The 18,189-nt window shown below is 62.4% G+C and carries 15 protein-coding genes; 4 read left to right on the forward strand and 11 right to left on the reverse strand.

Annotated features, from left to right (window positions below):
- Positions 1-113 precede the first annotated feature (113 nt).
- The 3 genes from FGE05_RS07390 to FGE05_RS07400 all read right to left on the reverse strand — a co-directional run bounded on the left by FGE05_RS07390 (position 114) and on the right by FGE05_RS07400 (position 4,521).
- A complete protein-coding gene (locus FGE05_RS07390; RefSeq protein WP_139643668.1) occupies positions 114-1,991 on the reverse strand; it encodes a feruloyl-CoA synthase in 1,878 nt (625 codons plus the stop codon).
- Between the two features lie 143 nt (positions 1,992-2,134).
- On the reverse strand, positions 2,135-3,583 hold the full coding sequence (locus FGE05_RS07395) for an aldehyde dehydrogenase (protein WP_139643202.1): 1,449 nt from the start codon (positions 3,581-3,583) through the stop codon (positions 2,135-2,137).
- A 107-nt stretch (positions 3,584-3,690) separates the two neighbouring features.
- Positions 3,691-4,521, reverse strand: coding sequence for a p-hydroxycinnamoyl CoA hydratase/lyase (locus FGE05_RS07400; RefSeq protein ID WP_024777695.1), 831 nt, complete (start codon positions 4,519-4,521; stop codon positions 3,691-3,693).
- Between the two features lie 215 nt (positions 4,522-4,736).
- On the opposite strand from FGE05_RS07400, the gene FGE05_RS07405 reads away from it, so the two are divergent.
- On the forward strand, positions 4,737-5,222 hold the full coding sequence (locus tag FGE05_RS07405) for a MarR family winged helix-turn-helix transcriptional regulator (RefSeq protein ID WP_139643205.1): 486 nt from the start codon (positions 4,737-4,739) through the stop codon (positions 5,220-5,222).
- Between the two features lie 141 nt (positions 5,223-5,363).
- Here the strand turns inward: FGE05_RS07405 and FGE05_RS07410 are convergent, their stop codons facing one another.
- Positions 5,364-6,668, reverse strand: coding sequence for an OprD family porin (locus tag FGE05_RS07410; protein ID WP_139643208.1), 1,305 nt, complete (start codon positions 6,666-6,668; stop codon positions 5,364-5,366).
- Positions 6,669-6,978: 310 nt separating this feature from the next.
- On the opposite strand from FGE05_RS07410, the gene mhpT reads away from it, so the two are divergent.
- Positions 6,979-8,190 carry a 3-(3-hydroxy-phenyl)propionate transporter MhpT gene (gene mhpT, locus FGE05_RS07415; RefSeq protein WP_139643210.1) on the forward strand — a complete coding sequence of 404 codons (1,212 nt, stop codon included), beginning with the start codon at positions 6,979-6,981 and terminating at the stop codon, positions 8,188-8,190.
- A gap of 5 nt (positions 8,191-8,195) precedes the next feature.
- Here the strand turns inward: mhpT and FGE05_RS07420 are convergent, their stop codons facing one another.
- Positions 8,196-8,831: a hypothetical protein gene (locus FGE05_RS07420; RefSeq protein ID WP_139643213.1), complete on the reverse strand. Its 636-nt coding sequence runs from the start codon at positions 8,829-8,831 to the stop codon at positions 8,196-8,198.
- Positions 8,832-9,069: 238 nt separating this feature from the next.
- Here FGE05_RS07420 and FGE05_RS07425 point away from each other — a divergent pair, with 238 nt between their 5' ends.
- The gene (locus FGE05_RS07425) at positions 9,070-9,921 is read left to right on the forward strand and encodes a CAP domain-containing protein (RefSeq protein ID WP_139643216.1); all 852 of its coding nucleotides are present in this window, start codon (positions 9,070-9,072) and stop codon (positions 9,919-9,921) included.
- A 33-nt stretch (positions 9,922-9,954) separates the two neighbouring features.
- Here the strand turns inward: FGE05_RS07425 and FGE05_RS07430 are convergent, their stop codons facing one another.
- Complete coding sequence (locus FGE05_RS07430) at positions 9,955-10,848, reverse strand: NAD(P)/FAD-dependent oxidoreductase (protein ID WP_139643219.1); 894 nt, start codon at positions 10,846-10,848, stop codon at positions 9,955-9,957.
- Positions 10,849-10,985: 137 nt separating this feature from the next.
- On the opposite strand from FGE05_RS07430, the gene FGE05_RS07435 reads away from it, so the two are divergent.
- Entirely contained in the window at positions 10,986-11,435 is a 450-nt protein-coding gene (locus FGE05_RS07435; protein ID WP_139643222.1) for an Rrf2 family transcriptional regulator, read from the forward strand.
- A gap of 63 nt (positions 11,436-11,498) precedes the next feature.
- Here the strand turns inward: FGE05_RS07435 and mqo are convergent, their stop codons facing one another.
- The 5 genes from mqo to FGE05_RS07460 form a co-directional block, all read right to left on the reverse strand.
- Positions 11,499-13,142, reverse strand: coding sequence for a malate dehydrogenase (quinone) (mqo, locus tag FGE05_RS07440; RefSeq protein WP_139643224.1), 1,644 nt, complete (start codon positions 13,140-13,142; stop codon positions 11,499-11,501).
- 507 nt (positions 13,143-13,649) lie between these two features.
- Positions 13,650-15,020: a hybrid sensor histidine kinase/response regulator gene (locus FGE05_RS07445; RefSeq protein ID WP_139643226.1), complete on the reverse strand. Its 1,371-nt coding sequence runs from the start codon at positions 15,018-15,020 to the stop codon at positions 13,650-13,652.
- A complete protein-coding gene (gene ercA, locus FGE05_RS07450; RefSeq protein ID WP_139643671.1) occupies positions 15,004-16,161 on the reverse strand; it encodes an alcohol dehydrogenase-like regulatory protein ErcA in 1,158 nt (385 codons plus the stop codon). The genes FGE05_RS07445 and ercA overlap by 17 nt, the downstream gene beginning before the upstream one ends.
- A 131-nt stretch (positions 16,162-16,292) precedes the next feature.
- Positions 16,293-16,364 carry a pyrroloquinoline quinone precursor peptide PqqA gene (pqqA, locus tag FGE05_RS07455; protein ID WP_003243383.1) on the reverse strand — a complete coding sequence of 24 codons (72 nt, stop codon included), beginning with the start codon at positions 16,362-16,364 and terminating at the stop codon, positions 16,293-16,295.
- A gap of 238 nt (positions 16,365-16,602) precedes the next feature.
- Complete coding sequence (locus tag FGE05_RS07460; RefSeq protein WP_139643228.1) at positions 16,603-18,123, reverse strand: aldehyde dehydrogenase family protein; 1,521 nt, start codon at positions 18,121-18,123, stop codon at positions 16,603-16,605.
- Positions 18,124-18,189: the final 66 nt, after the last annotated feature.

Here is an 18,189-nt window from a genome sequence, read left to right on the forward strand (position 1 = left end):
ATTGAAGAACCAGTGTGGGAGCGAGCCTGCTCGCGATAGCGGTGGGTCAGTCGCTGCAGAATCGACTGGTAGACCGCTATCGCGAGCAGGCTCGCTCCCACTGGGTTGGGTGTTTAACGGGTAGGTGTCGCCCGCAGGATCGACTCATCTTCGCCGCGGTATAGCGCTTCGACTTTCGCCGCCCGCCATTGCAACACCGCCCGCTGGTTGATGGAGCCCTTGTCGGTGATTTCGCCGCGGTCGATGGACGCCGGTTCATCGAGCAAGGCGATCCACTCGACTCGGCTGGCATTGCCGCTGGCCCCGTGGTTGAGGCGTTGCAGCCAGTCGGCGAACCAACGACGGACCGGGGCGCTGGCGAGTACCTGGGCATCGCTGGCGTCCGCGGGCAGGCCCGACAGGCGTCGGCATTCGGGAAGCCGCGGGAATACCAGGGCGCCCAGGCATTCGCGATCCGGCGCGGTCACCACCAGGTCCTGGACGTAGGGCGTGCCTTCCAGCACCGCACGGTTGCGCAACGGCCCGACGCTGACGAACACGCCGGAGGACAGCTTGAAGTCCTCGGCAATCCGCCCGTCGAACATCAACCCCAGTTGCGGATTGGCCGGATCGGCCAACTTGATCGCATCGCCCGAGCAATAGAACCCGTCCTCGTCGAACACCTCGGCCGTCTGCTGCGGCGAGCGCCAGTAGCCGGGCATGATGTGCGGCCCGCGAAAGCGGCCTTCGAACTTGCCGTCCACCGGCACCAATCGCACTTCGCAACCCGGCGCCGGCAGGCCGATGTAGCCGGCCATGGACAACGGTCCGGTGGTAAAGGTGCAGGACGGAGACGCTTCGGTCATCCCCAGCCCGGCCATCATGCGGATCCGTTCGCCGCAATGCTGCTCGGCCACTTTGTCGAGCCGGTCCCAGGTGCTCTGCGACAGGCCGGCGGCGGCAAAGAAAAACAGGCTGACGCGCTTGAAGAAGCGCTCGCGCAACTCGCCATCGCGCTCCAGGGCGCTGACCAGTTCCTCCCAGCCCTTGGGCACGGTCAGGTAGGCAGTCGGCGAAATCTCCTTGAGGTTGCGCAAGGTTTCGGCGAATCCCTGGGCGGTGGGTTTGCCGTCATCCAGGTAAAACGTCCCGCCGTTGTACAACACGATGCCAACGTTATGACTGCCGCCAAAGGTGTGGTTCCACGGCAACCAGTCCACCAGCACCGGCGGTGCTTCGCCGAACACCGGAAAGGTCTGCAACAGCATCTGCTGGTTGGCACAGAGCATGCGCTGGGTGGTGACCACGGCCTTGGGCAGTTTGGTGGAACCTGAGGTGAAGAGAAACTTGGCGATACTGTCGGGGCCCGTAGCGGCAAAGGCATGCTCGGCCTCGGCACCGCCGGGCTGCGCCAACAGGCTGGCGAAGCTTGCCCGGGAGCGCCCCGCCATCTCGCCATCCACCGTGATCAACGGCACATTCGCCGGCAATACCGCATTGACTGCACGTTCAAACGGCGCCGCCTGGCTGACGAACACCAGCCCCGGCTGCAGCAGGTCGCAGACATGCCGCAGCTTGGCAAAATCCTGGGACAACAACGAATAGGCCGGCGACACCGGACAATAGGGAATGCCGGCATACATCGCCCCGAGGGCCATCTGCAGGTGTTCGATGTCGTTGCCCGAAAGCAGGGCCAGGGGTTTGTCGGCAGACAATCCATAAGCCAGCAGGCCCTGGGCAATGGCGCGGACGCTGTCGAGCATTTCGGCGTAGCTGACCCGACGCCAGTCACCCCCGCTCTGCCGGGCAGCGATAAAGGTCTGTTGTGGGCGCACCTGGGCCCAATGCACCAGCCGGTCGAGCAAGCGCGCCGGCAATGGGGCCAGGGCTTCCAGGGAGCGCATGTGCAAGATGCCCTGCTCCTCACTGACCTCAACCGCGGGGTGACCAATCGACACCTGGCGGTAGAGCCCGGAGCCGGGTTGGGAGGACGATCTGAACTCGGAACTCACGTACATTTCCTCCACCAAGGCACACTCGGATCCCGCGATGCGAGTGGAGTGTGGCAGCGTCTGGCTGCGACCTTGTTATTGTTATGTCTGGCCTGCATCGGGCGGCGGTTTTCGAGGCACCGCCACCCGCAATGCGATGGATATCAGATCGGGTAGTGCCGGGGACCGTTCTGCAAGGTCACCCAACGCAACTGGGTGAAATGCTCGATGGACGCCTTGCCGCCGAAGCTGCCGTAACCACTGGACTTGACTCCGCCGAAGGGCATCTGCGCCTCGTCGTGCACGGTCGGACCGTTGATATGGCAGATGCCCGATTCGATCCGTTGGGCCAAGGCCAGTGCCCGGCTGGTGTCGCGGCTGAAAATGGCCGCCGACAGGCCGAATTCGGAATCGTTGGCCAGGCGGAGCAAGGCTTCGTCACCGCTGCCGCGCAACAACACCGCCACCGGACCAAAGGACTCTTCACGGTACAGGCGCATGTCCGGCGTCACCCCATCGAGCAGGGTCGGTTGCAGAATGCTGTCCTCCAACTGGCCGCCCGCCACCAGCGTGGCGCCTTTGGCCAGGGCATCGTCGATCATGCCCTTGATGCGCTGGCCGGCACTGACGTCGACCAGCGAGCCCAGTACCGAATCACCGCTGGCGGGGTCACCGGCACGCAAGGTGGCGATCTTCGCCTTCAACCGGGAAACGAAGGCATCGGCCACGCTCGTGTCCACGATCAGTCGCTCGGTGGACATGCAGATCTGGCCCTGGTTGAAGTACGCCCCGAAGGCAGCCGCTTCCACCGCGGCGTCCAGGTCGGCGTCGTCCAGTACGAGAAACGGCGCCTTGCCGCCCAGTTCCAACAGCGCCGGCTTGAGGTGACGGGCCGATAACTCGCCTACGATACGTCCGACGTGGGTCGAACCGGTGAAGTTGACGCGGCGCACCGCCGGGTTAGCGATCAGTCGCTCAACGATCACCGCAGCGTCCGCAGGCGCATTGCAGATCACGTTGACCACACCATCACCCAACCCGGCGTCCTGCAGCACCTGGCCGATCAAGCGGTGCACCGCCGGGCTGATCTCCGACGCCTTGAGCACCACGGTGTTGCCGCAGGCCAGGGGCATGGCGATCGCGCGGGTGGCGAGAATCACCGGGGCATTCCATGGTGCAATGCCCAGCACCACGCCGCAGGGCTGGCGCAGGGCCATGGCAAAACTGCCGGGCACGTCCGAAGGAATGATTTCGCCGTTGATCTGAGTGGTCATGGCGGCGGCTTCGCGCAGCATGTTCGCCGCCAGGTGCACATTGAAGCCATACCAGTTGGCCATGGCGCCGGTTTCGCCGGCGGCGGCGATGAACTCAGCGCTGCGGGCCTGCAACTGCTCGGCCGCCCGCAGCAGACGGCTGCGACGTTCGTTGGGGGCCAGCGCGGCCCAGGCGGGAAACGCGGCATGCGCGGCGGCCACGGCCGCGTCGGCGTCTTCCACCGTGGCGGCGGCCACACGGGACACCACTTCTCCAGTCACCGGATTGCAACGCTCGAAAGTCCGACCGTCACGGGCGGGGCACGACTGGCCGCCGATCAACAGGGGCACGTCCAGCATGGTGATTCCTCTTTATTGTCTTTATCGGGAATACGTTCACGGTAGCGCCAAGGGCCTTTGACGAACAGCCTGCGGGCGCTTCTGGAGCCACCCGCTGCGCCTGCGTCTCAGCGCTTGTAGGCCTGCAGGCCCGGCTTGATGCTCTTGTCGTCGAGGAACTGCTTCATCCCTTGTTCGCGACCGCCCTCTTTGTCCAGCAGGCGCGACTGGTCGAGCTTGGCGTACAGGTAGTCTTCGTTCTGCTCCCAGGTCAGTTCGCGGCAACGCTTGAAGCCGTGCTTGGCCGCCCGCAGTACCACCGGGTTTTTCTCCAGCAGGTTGCGCGCCAGCTCTATCGTGACCTCACGCAGTTGCGCCAGGGGTACGCTTTCGTTGACCAGGCCCATTTCGGCGGCCTTCTGCCCACCGAAGGTCTTGCCGGTCATGATGTAGTACAGCGACTGGCGATGCCCCACGGTATCGGCCATGGCCTTGCTGACGAGGTTGCCAGGCGGGATGCCCCAGTTGATTTCCGACAGGCCGAACGTGGCTTCGTCGGCGCAGATCGCCAGGTCGCATGCCACCAGCGGGCTGAAACCACCACCGAAGCACCAACCGTTGACCATGGCAATGGTCGGCTTGGCGTACATGCGCAGCAGTTTCCACTGCCACTGCGAGGCTTCGCGACGGATCTTCTCCTGGAGGATTTCCGGTCCGGCGTCCACCTCACGGAAATACTCCTTGAGGTCCATGCCGGCGGTCCAGGCATCACCGGCTCCGGTCAACACGAGTACGCCGGCCGCCGGATCCTGCTCCAGGGTTTCCAGCACGTCGATCATCTCGCGGTTGAGGGTCGGGCTCATGGCATTGCGTTTTTCCGGGCGATTGAGGGTGACCCAGGCAATGCCTTCCTCGACGTCGACTTTGACCGTTGTCCAACGACCTTCGTAATTGCTCATGACACGTGCTCTCTTGTTCTTTGGCTGAAGATGAACAAAAGCTAAACCGCAAAACTAGTTATGTCAATTAACTATTAATCGGTTTACCCAGGTTTTTTCGTTCACAAAAATGAAGCCTTAGATCAATGAATTCGCAATCGACCATAGCCATCGCGGCATAACCTCGGCAAACTGGATAGCCTTGTTAATAATTAACCTTGAGGATGCTTTTTCCGATGGCCAAGTCTTCCAAGCTTGCCGAACCCGCCGGGAGCGCAACTGACGGCGGCGACGTGCCGGCGCCGCTGGACTCCGCGCTGGATGACCTGATCGGTTACGCCCTGCGTCGCGCCCAGCTGAAACTGTTCCAGAACCTCATCAGTCAACTGGCCGTTCATGACCTGCGGCCGGCCCAGTTCTCGGCGCTGGCGATCATCGACCAGAATCCGGGCCTGATGCAGGCCGACCTGGCCAAGGCCCTGGCGATCGAACCGCCACAAGTGGTGCCGCTGTTGAACAAGCTGGAAAGCCGGGCGCTGGCCGTGCGGGTGCGCTGCAAGCCGGACAAACGCTCCTATGGGATATTCCTGAGCAAGACCGGCGAAACCCTGCTCAAGGAACTCAAGCAGATCGCCGCCCAGAGCGACCTTGACTCCACGGCCGCCCTCTCCGGTGCGGAGCGGGAAGAATTGTTGCGGTTGTTGAAGAAGGTCTATCAGTAGCAGGATGCTTTTGTGGTGATGGAGGTGTGGGAGCAAGGCTTGCCCGCGACAAGGGCGACGCGGTCTGTCAGAAATCGAGGCGCCTGTTTCGCGAGCAAGCTTTGCTCCCACAGATATTCTCACCACAAGAAAGTTTGACTGTTACCAAATGGGCACGCTGTACGTCACCAGGAACCGTGTCTGGTTTTCATCGCGAAACGCCGCGCTGCCCGGAAAATCATTGCGATAGATCGACTTGCGCGCAAGCAACCCGACATCCTTCAGCGGGCCGCTCTGGATCACGTACCCCAGCTCCATCTGGAACTCGCGCTCCTTGCGGTCATCGGCACCGAGGGCGGCCAGGTCAATGTGGTCACCGCGTACATAGCGCAAGCGCGTCCTCAACCCGGGCACGCCGACCGCGGCGAAGTCGTAGTCATGGATCGCCTGCCAGGTGCGCTCCCGGGCATTGAGGAAATCCGAACTCATGGTCATCTCGCTCAACCCCATCAACTCGGTGCCGGACACGTAGGGCGTGGCGGTATCGCCGCTGGCGTGCATGTAGCCCAGGCTGACCCGATGACCGCCCCAGCGATAGCCGACCAGCGCCGAGACATTGCGGTTGTCCACCTTGCCGGCCTTGGCGGCACCGTCTTCACGGCTGAAGAAACTGCGCAGGTCCGTGGTCAACATGCCGTCGCCCAGGGTCAGGTTATGCAGCAACGCCAGGGTGTCCTGCTGATACAGGTCCGCCACTTCGGCGTGATAGGCGCGCAGGCCGAGGTCTTTGGTGATCTGGTAATCACCGCCGACATACGCCATGTGGGAGGCAGTGGCCGCACCGTTGAAACGGCGATTGGGCGACGCGATGCTCATCGGCTGGTAATCGGTGGAGTCGCGTCGGTTGATACGATCGATGTAGCCGGTGTTCAGCGTCAGCCCCTCGATGTCCTTGGAACTGAGGGTCGTGCCGCGGAAGGTCTGCGGCAGCAACCGTGACGGGCTGGCGAACGCAAACGGCAGGAAAATCGATACATCGCCGGTCTTCACGAGGGTCTGGCCGAAGCGCAGCTTGCCAGTCAGCGCCAGGCGTGAATACTCGTCCGCCGCGCGCTTGTCGCTGCTGGACACCGGCAGCAGTTCGGTGCCGCTGCGATCGGGCGAAGAGTCGAGCTTGATCCCCAGCAATCCCCGGGCATCCACGCCGACACCGAAGGCACCGGGGGTGAAGCCCGACTCCATGTTCATGATCACCCCCTGGGCCCATTCCCTGGCCGCCGTCTTGGCACCGTCATCCTTGTAATCGCGGTCCATGTAGTAGTTGCGCAGGGTCAAGGTGCCATGGCTGTCGTCGATGAAGCCCGCGGCCCACGCAGTGGTCGAGGATAGGCCCAGCCCCAGGACAAGCAGGTGAGCGAGACGTGTAAAGGGGGCTGCTGCACAAGCACCCCGGACAAGGTTCGGCATGTTCGAAAGTCCTTTTTATTGTTGTTGTTTTTCTGCGGTCCCCACAGCTGGATGAGGACACGGAACAGAAGAATGGAAACCGAGCGCCCTCCCCGTCAATCCGAAATGACCGATAATCGAACATTAATATCATTAACCATTTTTACTGTTTTTCTAAAATCAATATTCAACTTACTGATTTTGTTAGTAATACCTGAAAAATACCGCACCAGTTCGACACGATTCATTTTTTAGTTAGCTTTGTTAATCTGATCCGGCTTACCGGCTGGCTGAGAGTCGGGCCCTGACAAAAACAATAAGAGGACTTGTCATGAATCATCCGGCGCGTCGTGCGACGCTGACCATCGCCTTGTGTTTCATCGTTGCGCTGATCGAAGGTTTCGACCTGCAATCGGCCGGTACCGCGGCTGCCGGCCTGCGGCAGACCTTCGTGCTGGACCCGAAAATGATGGGCTGGGTGTTCAGTGCGGGCATCATCGGGCTGCTGCCCGGGGCCTTCTTCGGGGGCTGGATCGCAGATCGCATCGGCCGCAAGAAGATCCTTGTCGGCGCCGTGCTGGTGTTCGGTGTGTTTTCCCTCAGCACCGCTTATGTCGAGCAGTACGCCAGCTTGCTGCTGGTGCGTTTCATGACCGGCCTTGGGCTTGGCGCCGCCCTGCCCAACCTCATCGCCCTGTGCGCCGAGGCCGTGGGTGAACAGCGACGGGGCACGGCCATCAGCGTGATGTATGCGGGTGTGCCGCTGGGGGGCGCGTTGGCGGCAGTGGTCGCGATGCTGTTCGGTGAACACTGGCAGATGACGTTCTTCATCGGTGGCCTGGCACCATTGCTGGTGGTGCCGCTGATGCTGCTGTGGCTGCCGGAATCCAGCGCCTTTCGCCAGACGCAGGATGTCGGCGCCGAGGCGCGTACCTCGACTGGACAGGCGTTGTTCGGTGACGGTCGGGCCCGTACCACCCTCGCGCTCTGGCTGAGTTATTTCTTCACCCTGACAGTCATGTACATGCTGCTCAACTGGCTGCCGTCGCTGCTGCTGGAACAGGGCTTCAGCAAGCCCCAGGCCGGGCTGGTACAGATGCTGTTCAACATCGGCGGAACCCTCGGCTCGTTGCTCGGCGGCCTGTTGCTGGACCGCTGCAACGGGATCAAGGTGGTGCTGTTCGTCTATGCCGGGTTGTTGAGTGCCCTGGCCGGGGTCGGCTTGTCGGTCGGTATCGTACCGATGGCCGTCGCCGGATTCTGCGCCGGCCTGTTTGTCATGGCCGCACAGTTGGTGCTGTACGCCTTGGCGCCGCCCTCTTATCCGACGGCCGTACGTGCCACCGGCGTCGGTGCGGCAGTTGCCATCGGCCGACTGGGCTCGGTCGCTGGCCCCCTGGCTGCCGGGCAGATCCTGGCGGCCGGGGCCGGGACCACGGGGGTGTTACTGGCGACGTCGCCGGGGTTGTTGATCGCGGCGTTGGCGGCAATCAGCGTGATGGTTCGCGCGGTGCCGCTGGGTGGGGTGCAGGCGGCGCGTTGACTGTCTCAATCCGTGGTGCTGGCCGCCAGCACGCTGAGTGTCCGGCGTCGGGGGTTCCAGATGCTGAGGCACCACACGCCCCACCACTCCAGGCCGTCGTCGAAATAATCACTCCAGGGGTCCCGGGCGGGATCGGGCTCGTCGCTGGCCAGCCAGTCGAGGTTGAAATTGTCGACCCAGTTCAGTACTTCCACCTCGACGCCCGCCTCAAGCCCGAGCAGGCCGAGCCACTCCCTGAACAGCGCTTGTAACTGACCATCGCCGAAGCGGGTGCCGTAAGGCGGCTCGCAAAAGGCCTCATACAAGGCAAAAGGCGGTGGATTGTGCGCCTCCCTGTCGGTTCGCATAAGTTGCGCGACCTCCTGCCGGTCCAGCGGCTTGGCTCGGGCCTTGTCCAAGTCCCAGCTCATGCCGGGAGGCGCGGTATCGGCATAGCGAGGATCGAGGATCATCTGGCGATGTCGCTCCAGCCACAGATGCCTGATGGCGAGGAATAATTGATCCACGGCCTGGCGGTGATGCACCGGGGTGATCACCTCACCAACCTCCGGGGCGAGCACGATGAATTCAAAGGCGCACCCGGCCTCTTCCATCCGCTGGCGCAGCGATGCGCTGGCCTGCTGCTCGATCACTTTCAACATGACGGGCTCCGTTGATCTTCGAGGCACCCCCACCTGGCGCTAGGCGATACTTCAGATTTTATGGCTTTGAAATGACAATCATGGACTTATTCGGCAGAAAACTGATCCCACTACATGAGGATTGTCCCAAACGGTACCAGACGGTACTGTCCCGGGATTTTAAAAGAGCGTGAATACCGTTGCCCCAGCGGGGCAAAAATTGCGCATCATAGGCGCCGTCCGCTCAAGGGAGATTTACATGCGTGCCATTTCATCCATCCTGCGCCTGGCCGTGCTGTCGCTGGGGCTGGCGTTCACCGTCGGAGCCGTGGCGACCGAAGAGACGAAACTGGTCGAGTCCATCAATCTGTATCGCAGCCAATCCCAAAGCTGCTCGGGCCAGGCCTCCCTGGAGTTGCCGCCGCTGGCGATGGACTCGCGGTTGATCCTGTCGGCCAACGGCATTGGCGATCTGCAGCAAGCGCTGGCACGCGCGGCCTATCCGATGGTCAACGTGCAGGCCATCAGCCTGTCCGGCCCCCGCGACGCACAAGCGGCGATGAAAGCCGTACAGGAAAGCTTTTGCCAAGTGGTGCTGGACCCACAGTTTGTCGACATCGGCGTCAGCCGGCTGGATCGCGAATGGCGCATTGTGCTGGCGCGCCCCTTGTTGTCGGGTCGCCTTGCGGACTGGCAGGGCGAAGGCCAGAAGCTGCTGAAGCTGATCAATAGCGCCCGGGCCCAGCCGCGCCGGTGCGGGAGCGAGGCCTTCGCCGCGACCACACCACTTGCCTGGAACGCCACCCTGGCCCTCGCCGCCGTGAACCACACCCGGGCCATGGCGAACAACAATTTCTTCGACCACAAGGACCGCGATGGCCGCATGCCGGGCGACCGCGCCGAACTCGCCGGCTATCTCGGCCAATTGATCGGCGAGAACATTGCCGCCGGGCAGGACACGGCCCTGAAGGTGGTGGACGGTTGGCTAGCGAGCCCAGGACACTGCGCCAACCTGATGAACCCACAGTTCCGCGAGCTGGGCGCCGGTTATGCCGTGGACCCGAAGAGCGATGCGGGCATCTACTGGACCGCCATGTTCGGCACTCAATAGCGTGCTAGAGGGGCCGCGCAGCGGCCCCCGGACTTACTCCTTCGCAAATATCAACGACCGATGCACCCCCGACCCGGCCCTCACTCCATCGCCCACGGACAGCGCGACCGACCCGAATGGCATCGCCGCATCGCCGCAGGCAAACACCCCCGGTACGCTGGTTTCGCGGGTCAGGTCAGTCTGGATAAAGGCCCCGAGTGGACCGTCTTCCAGCTCGCAGCCAAGGGACGCGGCCAGCGAGCCAGCCACGCGGGTATGCGGCAAGACAAACAGTCCGTCGATCGCCACCACTCGGCCATTTGCCAGAACGACATTGGCCCGCTCTCCCTCTATCCGTTCAACACGTTCCGACACCAGGGTCACCCCCCGCTGCTCAAGACTGGCCCGCTGTTCCGGGTCGGGCTCGAACGCGCCATTGAGAAAGAACGTGGTAGGCCCCCAATCCGGGAGCATCAGCGCATGGTGCAGCGACATTTCTGACGTTGCCAACACACCAATAGGGCCTTGCTGCAGTTCATAACCGTGGCAGTAGGGGCAATGGAAGACGCTTTTACCCCAGCGCTCCGCCAACCCGTCCACCGCCGGCAGATCATCGATGACCCCCGTGGCCAATAGCAGGCGCCGGGCGCTGTAGGATTGGCCCTGAGCAGTCTCCAGGGTGAAACCACTCGCCTCGGGAACGGCGCTGATGGCAGTGTCCGAGCGCCATTCCACGGTGGAATAGGCCATGAGCTGGGCTCGGGCGTCATCGGCGATGTCACCGGGCGCCCGGCCGTCCTGGCCAAGAAAGCCATGGGAGGTTGCGGCGAACCGGTTGCGACGCTGGCCGGCGTCGATCACCAGCACGTTGCGCCGGGCACGGGCCAGTTGAAGCCCTGCGGACATACCGGCGTAACTGCCGCCTGCGATGATGACGTCGTAGCGCATGATCGATCTCCAAGGGAAGGGTCGACGGGATGAAAGTCTCGACACATCGTAAGTTCCTTGAAAAGCACCTGTCAACGATCTCGTAACTTTTGCCATTACAGGCGATACTCGCAGCCGAAGCCACAGAAAACGCCATCATGAGAACCGACACCCGCCTATCGCGCATGCTCCACGTCCTGATCCACATGGACCGCCACCAGCAATCCGCCACCTCGGACACCATCGCCCAGATGTTGGGCACCAACCCGGTGGTGGTGCGCAGGACCATGGCATTGCTCAAGGAACAGGGCTATGTCACCTCGGAAAAAGGCCATCGGGGCGGCTGGACCCTGAGCAAGCCCCTGTCGGAGATGACCTTGCTCGACATCCACCAAGCCTTGGGCAGTACCTCGATTTTCTCCATCGGCTTGTCCACCGACCACCCGCAATGCCTGGTGGAACAGGCGGTGAACGGCGCGTTGACGGAAGCCTTCGATGAGGCCCAGGCGTTGCTGCTCAAGCGTTTGGGCAGCATTACCCTGGCGCAATTGGCGGAGGATTTTGACCGGCGCTTCCGAGACACGCCCACGCCCGCGCCTCACCGCTGACCCCAGCATAAAAAACGCCGCTCAATGAGCGGCGTTCTTGTACAGCACCAGACAATGTCCGGTTTACAGCGCCATGTCGGCCGCTGGGTTGCCGTCGTTTTTGGCTGCCGGCTTGGCCGGTGCCGCCGGGGTACCTGGCTTGCCGATCGCCGGTGGCGGATCCAGTTGCAGGACCTCGCTGGTGTAAGCCCATTCCTGAGCCACGCGCTCAGGGCTGTCGTTGAGCTTGGTGCCGTAGCTTGGCACGATCTGGTGCAGCTTCTCCTGCCAGGCCGGGCTGGCGACCTTGTCCTTGAAGACCTTCTCCAGCACGCTCAGCATGATCGGTGCGGCGGTCGAAGCACCTGGCGAGGCACCCAGCAGGCCGGCGATGCTGCCGTCCTGGGAGGCAACCACTTCAGTACCGAGTTTCAGCACGCCGCCCTTCTCTTCGTCACGCTTGATGATCTGCACGCGCTGGCCGGCCTGCCACAGGCGCCAGTCTTCCTGCTTGGCTTCCGGGAAGTATTCCTTCAGTGCATTGAAACGGTCTTCGTCCGACAGCATAAGCTGGCCGGCCAGGTATTCGACCAGTGGGTACTGTTCGATACCGACCTTGGTCATCGGCCAGACGTTGTGGGTCGTGGTGCTGGTCAGCAGGTCGAAGTACGAACCGTTCTTCAGGAACTTGGTGGAAAACGTCGCGAACGGGCCAAACAGGATCACACGCTTGCCATCGAGCACGCGGGTGTCCAGGTGCGGAACCGACATCGGTGGCGCGCCAACCGAAGCCTTGCCGTAGGCCTTCGCCAGGTGCAGTTGGGCGACGGTCGGGTTCTCGGTCACCAGGAACGAACCACCCACCGGGAAGCCAGCGTATTCGCGGGCTTCCGGAATATCGGACTTCTGCAGCAGATGCAGAGCACCGCCGCCGGCGCCGATGAACACGAACTTGGCGTCGGTCTCGGTTTCGGTACCGTCCTTCAAGTTCTTGTAGGAAACGCGCCAGGTGCCGTCTTCATTGCGGGTGATGTCTTCCACTTCGCTGGACAGTTTCAGCGAGAAGTTCGGCTTGGTTTGCAGATAGGCGGCAAACTGGCGGGTGATTTCGCCGAAGTTCACGTCGGTACCCAGTGGACTCCAGGTGGCTGCGACTTTCTGGCTCGGATCACGCCCTTGCATCATCAGCGGAACCCACTTGCTGATCTGCGCGGGGTCTTCGGAGTACTGCATACCGGCGAACAACGGGCTGGCCTGAAGGGCTTCGTAGCGCTTCTTCAGGAAAGCAATGTTGTCGTCGCCCCACAGGAAGCTCATGTGCGGCGTGGAGTTGATGAACGAGCGCGGGTTCTTCAGCACGCCGTTCTTGACCTGCCAGGACCAGAACTGACGGGAGATCTGGAAGGCTTCGTTGATCTCGATGGCCTTGGCGATCTCGACCTTGCCGTCCTTGTCTTCCGGCGTGTAGTTCAGCTCGGCCAGCGCGGAGTGACCGGTACCGGCATTGTTCCAGCCATTCGAACTTTCTTCGGCAACACCGTCCAGGCGCTCGACCATTTCCATGGTCCAGCCCGGCTCCAGCTCATTGAGCCAGACGCCGAGTGTCGAGCTCATGATGCCCCCACCGATGAGCAGGACGTCCACTTTTTTTGCCTCGGCGGCGTGCGTGGTCGCAAGACCCATCGCCATCGCCAGGCCCAGTAGCGCCGTGTGTGTTTTCTTCAACATGTGTGTATCCCTAGGATGGAACGCCATTCCGCCCTCCGGTCTGTTCAAGGATAGACCACGCCTATGGCCGGCAACGCCAGCGTGACGGGTTCGAATGGACTGGAGGATGGACCTACAGGGCCGCGCAATACAGCGGCCTCGGTTTATGTCTCTCCGGCACTGACTTCTTGTAGGTCTTGGCTTCAGCTGGGTGAGGGACACTGCAAAACGGTCTTGATCGGGGCTGGCGTGGCCGTGCCCGATTGTCGCAGCGGGGGGAGTTTACATAATGAAATAACCAGACCGAAGCCTCTTTTTACATTCGGGGCGAAAACGCCGACCAAATGGCGGCGTTTTGATGGCGGTCTTCAGCTCGAAAATATTTGAGGGTTACTTGCAAAACCCTGTGGGAGCGAGCCTGCTCCGGGCGGCGATCCGACGATGACGGCGGCACATTCAACATCAATGCAAGCTGACCCACCGCTATCGCGAGCAGGCTCGCTCCCACAGAGGGGGTTGCGGTGGAGGCTAGCCCAGCAACTGGCTCAACACCGCCCGCAACTTGCCCGGCTTGACCGGTTTGTTGAGCAGCGGCGCATTCAGTTTGCGCAGGGCGCGACGGCACTGGTCGCTGCGGTCGGCGGTGATGATCACCGCCGGGATGGTCTGCTGGAAATGCTCACGCAGGTGCTTGACCACTTCGCAGCCGACCACCCCGTGATCCAGGTGGAAATCCGCCAGGATCAGTTCCGGTGCTTGGCCTTGCAGCACGTCGATAGCAGCCGCTTCGTCGGTGGCGGTCAGCACGTCGCAGCCCCACTGCCCCAGCAACGCGGCCATGCTTTGCAGGATGCTGAGTTCATTGTCGATCACCAGCAGCCGGCGTCCGGGCAACGGGTTGCCGGTCATCGCCTGGACGGGCGTCTCGGACAACGGCAACGGTTTTTCATCCGACAGCGGCACTTCGATGCTGAACACCGAGCCGCGTCCTGGCCGGGAACGCACCTGGACCCGATAGCCGAGAATATGGGCGATGCGCTCGACGATCGCCAATCCCAACCCCACGCCTTTGCGATCCGCCGCCCGGCCCACGTCCAGCTGGTTGAACTCGAGAAAAATCGATTCCAGGCAGTCGGCGGCAATGCCGCGTCCCGTGTCCCAGACCTCCAGGCTCAGGCGCCCTCCCCGGCGCCTGGCGGCCAGGAGAATGCCGCCGTGGTCCGTGTAGCGGCAGGCGTTGCTGAGCAGATTGCGCAAGATCCGCGTCAGCAGACGCAGGTCGGTCATGACCACTTCATCACCGAAGCGCGCGCGCAGCGCCAGTCCCGCGGCGCCCGCCACCGATTGAAACTCGGAAACCAACGGCGCCAGCAACTCGTCCAGCCGATAGGACGCAACGTCCGGGCGAACCGCAGCCTGGTCCAGCCGGGAAATGTCCAGCAGGTCGGTGAGCAGGTCTTCCGCGCCCTCCAAGGCCTGGTGAGTGCGTTCCACCAGGACCTGCTCGGGGTTCGGCAACTGGCGCTCGCGCAGCGTGGCAATCAGCAGGCGCGCGGCGTTGAGCGGCTGGAGCAGGTCATGGCTGGCGGCGGCCAGGTACTTGTCCTTGCTGCGGTTGGCGGCCTGGGCGGCGTCGCGGGCGTCGCGCAACTGCTGCTCGACGAGCTTGCGCTGGGCGATCTGCTGCTGGAGGTTGTGATTGGCTTCCAATAGCTCATCGGTGCGTTCGGCCACCCGCTGCTCCAACTGATCGTTGAGTTGTTGCAGGCGCTGGCGGGCCAGCTCCAGGTCTTCGAGGCGCGCCGCCAGTTCGGGATAATGGCTCTTGCGCGTCGAATGGTTGCCCAACCCCAGCAGCCCGGCCAGGGCTTTTTGCTGTTCGTCAGAGGGCTTCGCCATAGACGACCTCGACATCCCGCTGGCTCGACTCCCGAGGGTTGGTGAGAATGCACGGATCATGCATCGCGTGCTGGGACAGGAAAGGAATATCCGAAGTGCTCACGCCATGCAGTCCCAGTGTTTCGTGGAAACCGATGGTGCGCTTGAGCGCGATCAGGTGTTCCACCAATCGCGTGCGGATCTGCCGATGATTCAATCCACGGCAGTCGATCCCCAACGTTTCGGCGATCACCTTGAAACGGTCCGGCGCCGAGTTGTAGTTGAACGCCACCACATGCTCCACCAACACCGCGTTGCACAACCCATGAGGCAGGTCCAGGAAGCCCCCCAGGCTGTGGGACATGGCGTGCACGGCACCGAGAATGGCATTGGAGAACGCCAGCCCGGCCTGCATGCTGCCGAGCATGATCTTTTCCCGCAGGGCGACATCCGCCGGGTTGGCAATCATCTGCACCAGGTTGCTGTTGATCAGCCGCATCGCCTCCAGCGCGTGGGGGTCGGTGAGCGGGCCGTGGCCGGTGGAGACGAAGGCCTCGATAGCATGCACCAGCGCGTCGATGCCGGTACAGGCCGACAGAAACGGGTCCATGCTCAGGGTGGTTTCCGGGTCGATCAGCGAGACATCCGGCACGGCGGCCTTGCTGACGATGGAAAACTTCATGCGCTCCTGCTGGTTGGAGATGATCACGAACTGCGAAACATCGGCCGAGGTCCCGGCTGTGGTGGGGATCAGGATCAGCGGTGGGCTGGGCACGTGCAGGGTGTCGACGCCTTCGAATTCGAGAATGTTGCGGCCATGGGCGACCACGATCCCGATGGCTTTGCCGCAGTCCATGGGACTGCCGCCACCGACAGCGACGATGACGTCACAGTGGTTTTCCCGGTACAGCTCGGCACCGAGCATCACTTCCTCGACACGGGGATTGGGCGAAACGCCACTGTAGATGCAGTAATCGATCCCCAGGGCCTGGAGGCTGGCCTCGACATCACCCACCCAACCGGCGGCGATGACGCCTGGATCGGTGACCACCAACACCTTTCGCGCGCCGAAGGTCTGGGCGTAATTACCGACATTGTGCCGGCAACCGGCACCGAACATGATTTCAGGAGAAACGAACTTGCGCAGCGGACTGAGGCTCATCTTTTCGGGTACATGGCTCATTGGTAAGCCTGTTCTTATTGTGTTGGATACCCAGAGCCTAAAGCATCCCGCCGTTAATGCAATCAGACCAAAGGGTAGCCCGGCCTGAACGCCTCAGGCCGGGCCGACGCTTATCGATTGGCGAAGTACATCGTCACTTCGAAGCCGATACGCAGGTCGGTGTACGCGGGTTTAGTCCACATGGGTCTTTCCTCTTCTTGTACCGGGCGATTCCGGCAAGGTCATTAATGCACGGGGTGCCGTGGGTTCGAATGCTACTTTCGAAGCGGTGGAGGGGGTGCGTTGGTAGCAGGTCCTACACATCAAATGTGGGAGCGAGCCTGCTCGCGATGGCGGCGGGTCAGCCAACACAATCGTCGACTGATCCGGCCTCATCGCGAGCAGGCTCGCTCCCACAGGGTTCAGCGCTGTTTCCGAAAGTTAGAAAAAGCCCAACGGATTGATGTCATAGCTCACCAGCAGGTTCTTGGTCTGCTGGTAGTGGTCGAGCATCATCTTGTGGGTTTCACGCCCCACGCCAGACTTCTTGTAGCCACCGAACGCCGCGTGGGCCGGGTACAGGTGGTAGCAGTTGGTCCACACGCGCCCGGCCTTGATCGCCCGGCCCATGCGGTAGGCGCGGTTGATGTCGCGGGTCCACAGGCCGGCGCCGAGGCCGAACTCGCTGTCGTTGGCGATCGCCAGGGCTTCGGCTTCGTCCTTGAAGGTGGTTACACCCACCACCGGGCCGAAGATTTCTTCCTGGAACACGCGCATCTTGTTGTGGCCCTTGAGCAGGGTCGGCTGGATGTAATAACCGCTCGACAAGTCACCGTCCAGACGCTCGGCCGCGCCACCGGTCAGCAGTTCGGCACCCTCCTCGCGGGCGATGTCCAGGTACGAAAGGATCTTGTCGTATTGCTGCTCGGACGCCTGGGCGCCGACCATGGTGTCGGTATCCAGCGGATTGCCACGCTTGATCTTGGCGATTTTCTTCATCACTTCGGCCATGAACGGCGCGTAGATCGATTCCTGCACCAGGGCGCGGGACGGGCAGGTGCAGACTTCGCCCTGGTTGAAAAACGCCAGCACCAGGCCTTCGGCCGCCTTCTCGATGAACGCCGGCTCGGCCTGCATGATGTCTTCGAAGAAGATGTTCGGCGACTTGCCGCCCAGCTCCACGGTGGACGGGATAATGTTCTCGGCGGCGCACTTCATGATGTGCGAACCCACCGGGGTGGAGCCGGTAAAGGCGATCTTGGCGATACGCTTGCTGGTCGCCAGGGCTTCGCCGGCTTCGCGACCAAAACCATGGACGATGTTCAATACACCGGCCGGCAGCAGGTCGGCGATCAGTTCGGCAAAGACCATGATCGACAGCGGCGTCTGTTCCGCCGGCTTGAGCACGATGCAGTTGCCGGCGGCCAGGGCCGGAGCGAGTTTCCAGGCTGCCATCAGCAACGGGAAGTTCCACGGGATGATCTGCCCGACCACGCCCAGCGGTTCATGGAAATGGTAGGCCGTGGTCAATTCGTTGATCTCGGCCGCGCCGCCTTCCTGGGCACGGATGCAACCGGCGAAATAACGGAAATGGTCGGCCGCCAGCGGTACGTCGGCATTGAGGGTTTCGCGCACTGCCTTGCCGTTGTCCCAGGTTTCGCTGACGGCGAGGATTTCCAGGTTTTGCTCGATACGGTCGGCGATCTTCAGCAGCACCAGGGAGCGGTCCTGCACCGACGTCTTGCCCCAGGCATCGGCAGCAGCATGGGCCGCATCCAGGGCCTTGTCGATGTCGGCGGCGCTGGAGCGCGGGAATTCGGCGATCACCTGGCCGTTGACCGGTGAAGTGTTGGTGAAGTATTCGCCATGCACCGGCGCGACGAATTCGCCACCGATGAAGTTGCCATAGCGCGGCTTGAAGGAAACGACGGCGCCTGGGGTTCCGGGTTGTGCGTAGATCATGATGGGCCTCTGCCTGGTCGATGCCTGTCACGGGACAGGCGATAGGCCGATGGTAGAGAGCCCCGC

The organism is Pseudomonas sp. ICMP22404 (assembly GCF_006227205.1).
GTDB lineage: Bacteria > Pseudomonadota > Gammaproteobacteria > Pseudomonadales > Pseudomonadaceae > Aquipseudomonas.

Bases quoted from the DNA above. Each gene is read 5' to 3' on its own strand.
- FGE05_RS07395 (WP_139643202.1), bottom strand. From the start codon at position 3,583: ATGCTGGACGTGCCCCTGTTGATCGGCGGCCAGTCGTGCCCCGCCCGT.
- FGE05_RS07400 (WP_024777695.1), bottom strand. From the start codon at position 4,521: ATGAGCAATTACGAAGGTCGTTGGACAACGGTCAAAGTCGACGTCGAG.
- FGE05_RS07405 (WP_139643205.1), top strand. From the start codon at position 4,737: ATGGCCAAGTCTTCCAAGCTTGCCGAACCCGCCGGGAGCGCAACTGAC.
- FGE05_RS07410 (WP_139643208.1), bottom strand. From the start codon at position 6,668: ATGCCGAACCTTGTCCGGGGTGCTTGTGCAGCAGCCCCCTTTACACGT.
- mhpT (WP_139643210.1), top strand. From the start codon at position 6,979: ATGAATCATCCGGCGCGTCGTGCGACGCTGACCATCGCCTTGTGTTTC.
- FGE05_RS07420 (WP_139643213.1), bottom strand. From the start codon at position 8,831: ATGTTGAAAGTGATCGAGCAGCAGGCCAGCGCATCGCTGCGCCAGCGG.
- FGE05_RS07425 (WP_139643216.1), top strand. From the start codon at position 9,070: ATGCGTGCCATTTCATCCATCCTGCGCCTGGCCGTGCTGTCGCTGGGG.
- FGE05_RS07430 (WP_139643219.1), bottom strand. From the start codon at position 10,848: ATGCGCTACGACGTCATCATCGCAGGCGGCAGTTACGCCGGTATGTCC.
- FGE05_RS07435 (WP_139643222.1), top strand. From the start codon at position 10,986: ATGAGAACCGACACCCGCCTATCGCGCATGCTCCACGTCCTGATCCAC.
- mqo (WP_139643224.1), bottom strand. From the start codon at position 13,142: ATGTTGAAGAAAACACACACGGCGCTACTGGGCCTGGCGATGGCGATG.
- FGE05_RS07445 (WP_139643226.1), bottom strand. From the start codon at position 15,020: ATGGCGAAGCCCTCTGACGAACAGCAAAAAGCCCTGGCCGGGCTGCTG.
- ercA (WP_139643671.1), bottom strand. From the start codon at position 16,161: ATGAGCCTCAGTCCGCTGCGCAAGTTCGTTTCTCCTGAAATCATGTTC.
- FGE05_RS07460 (WP_139643228.1), bottom strand. From the start codon at position 18,123: ATGATCTACGCACAACCCGGAACCCCAGGCGCCGTCGTTTCCTTCAAG.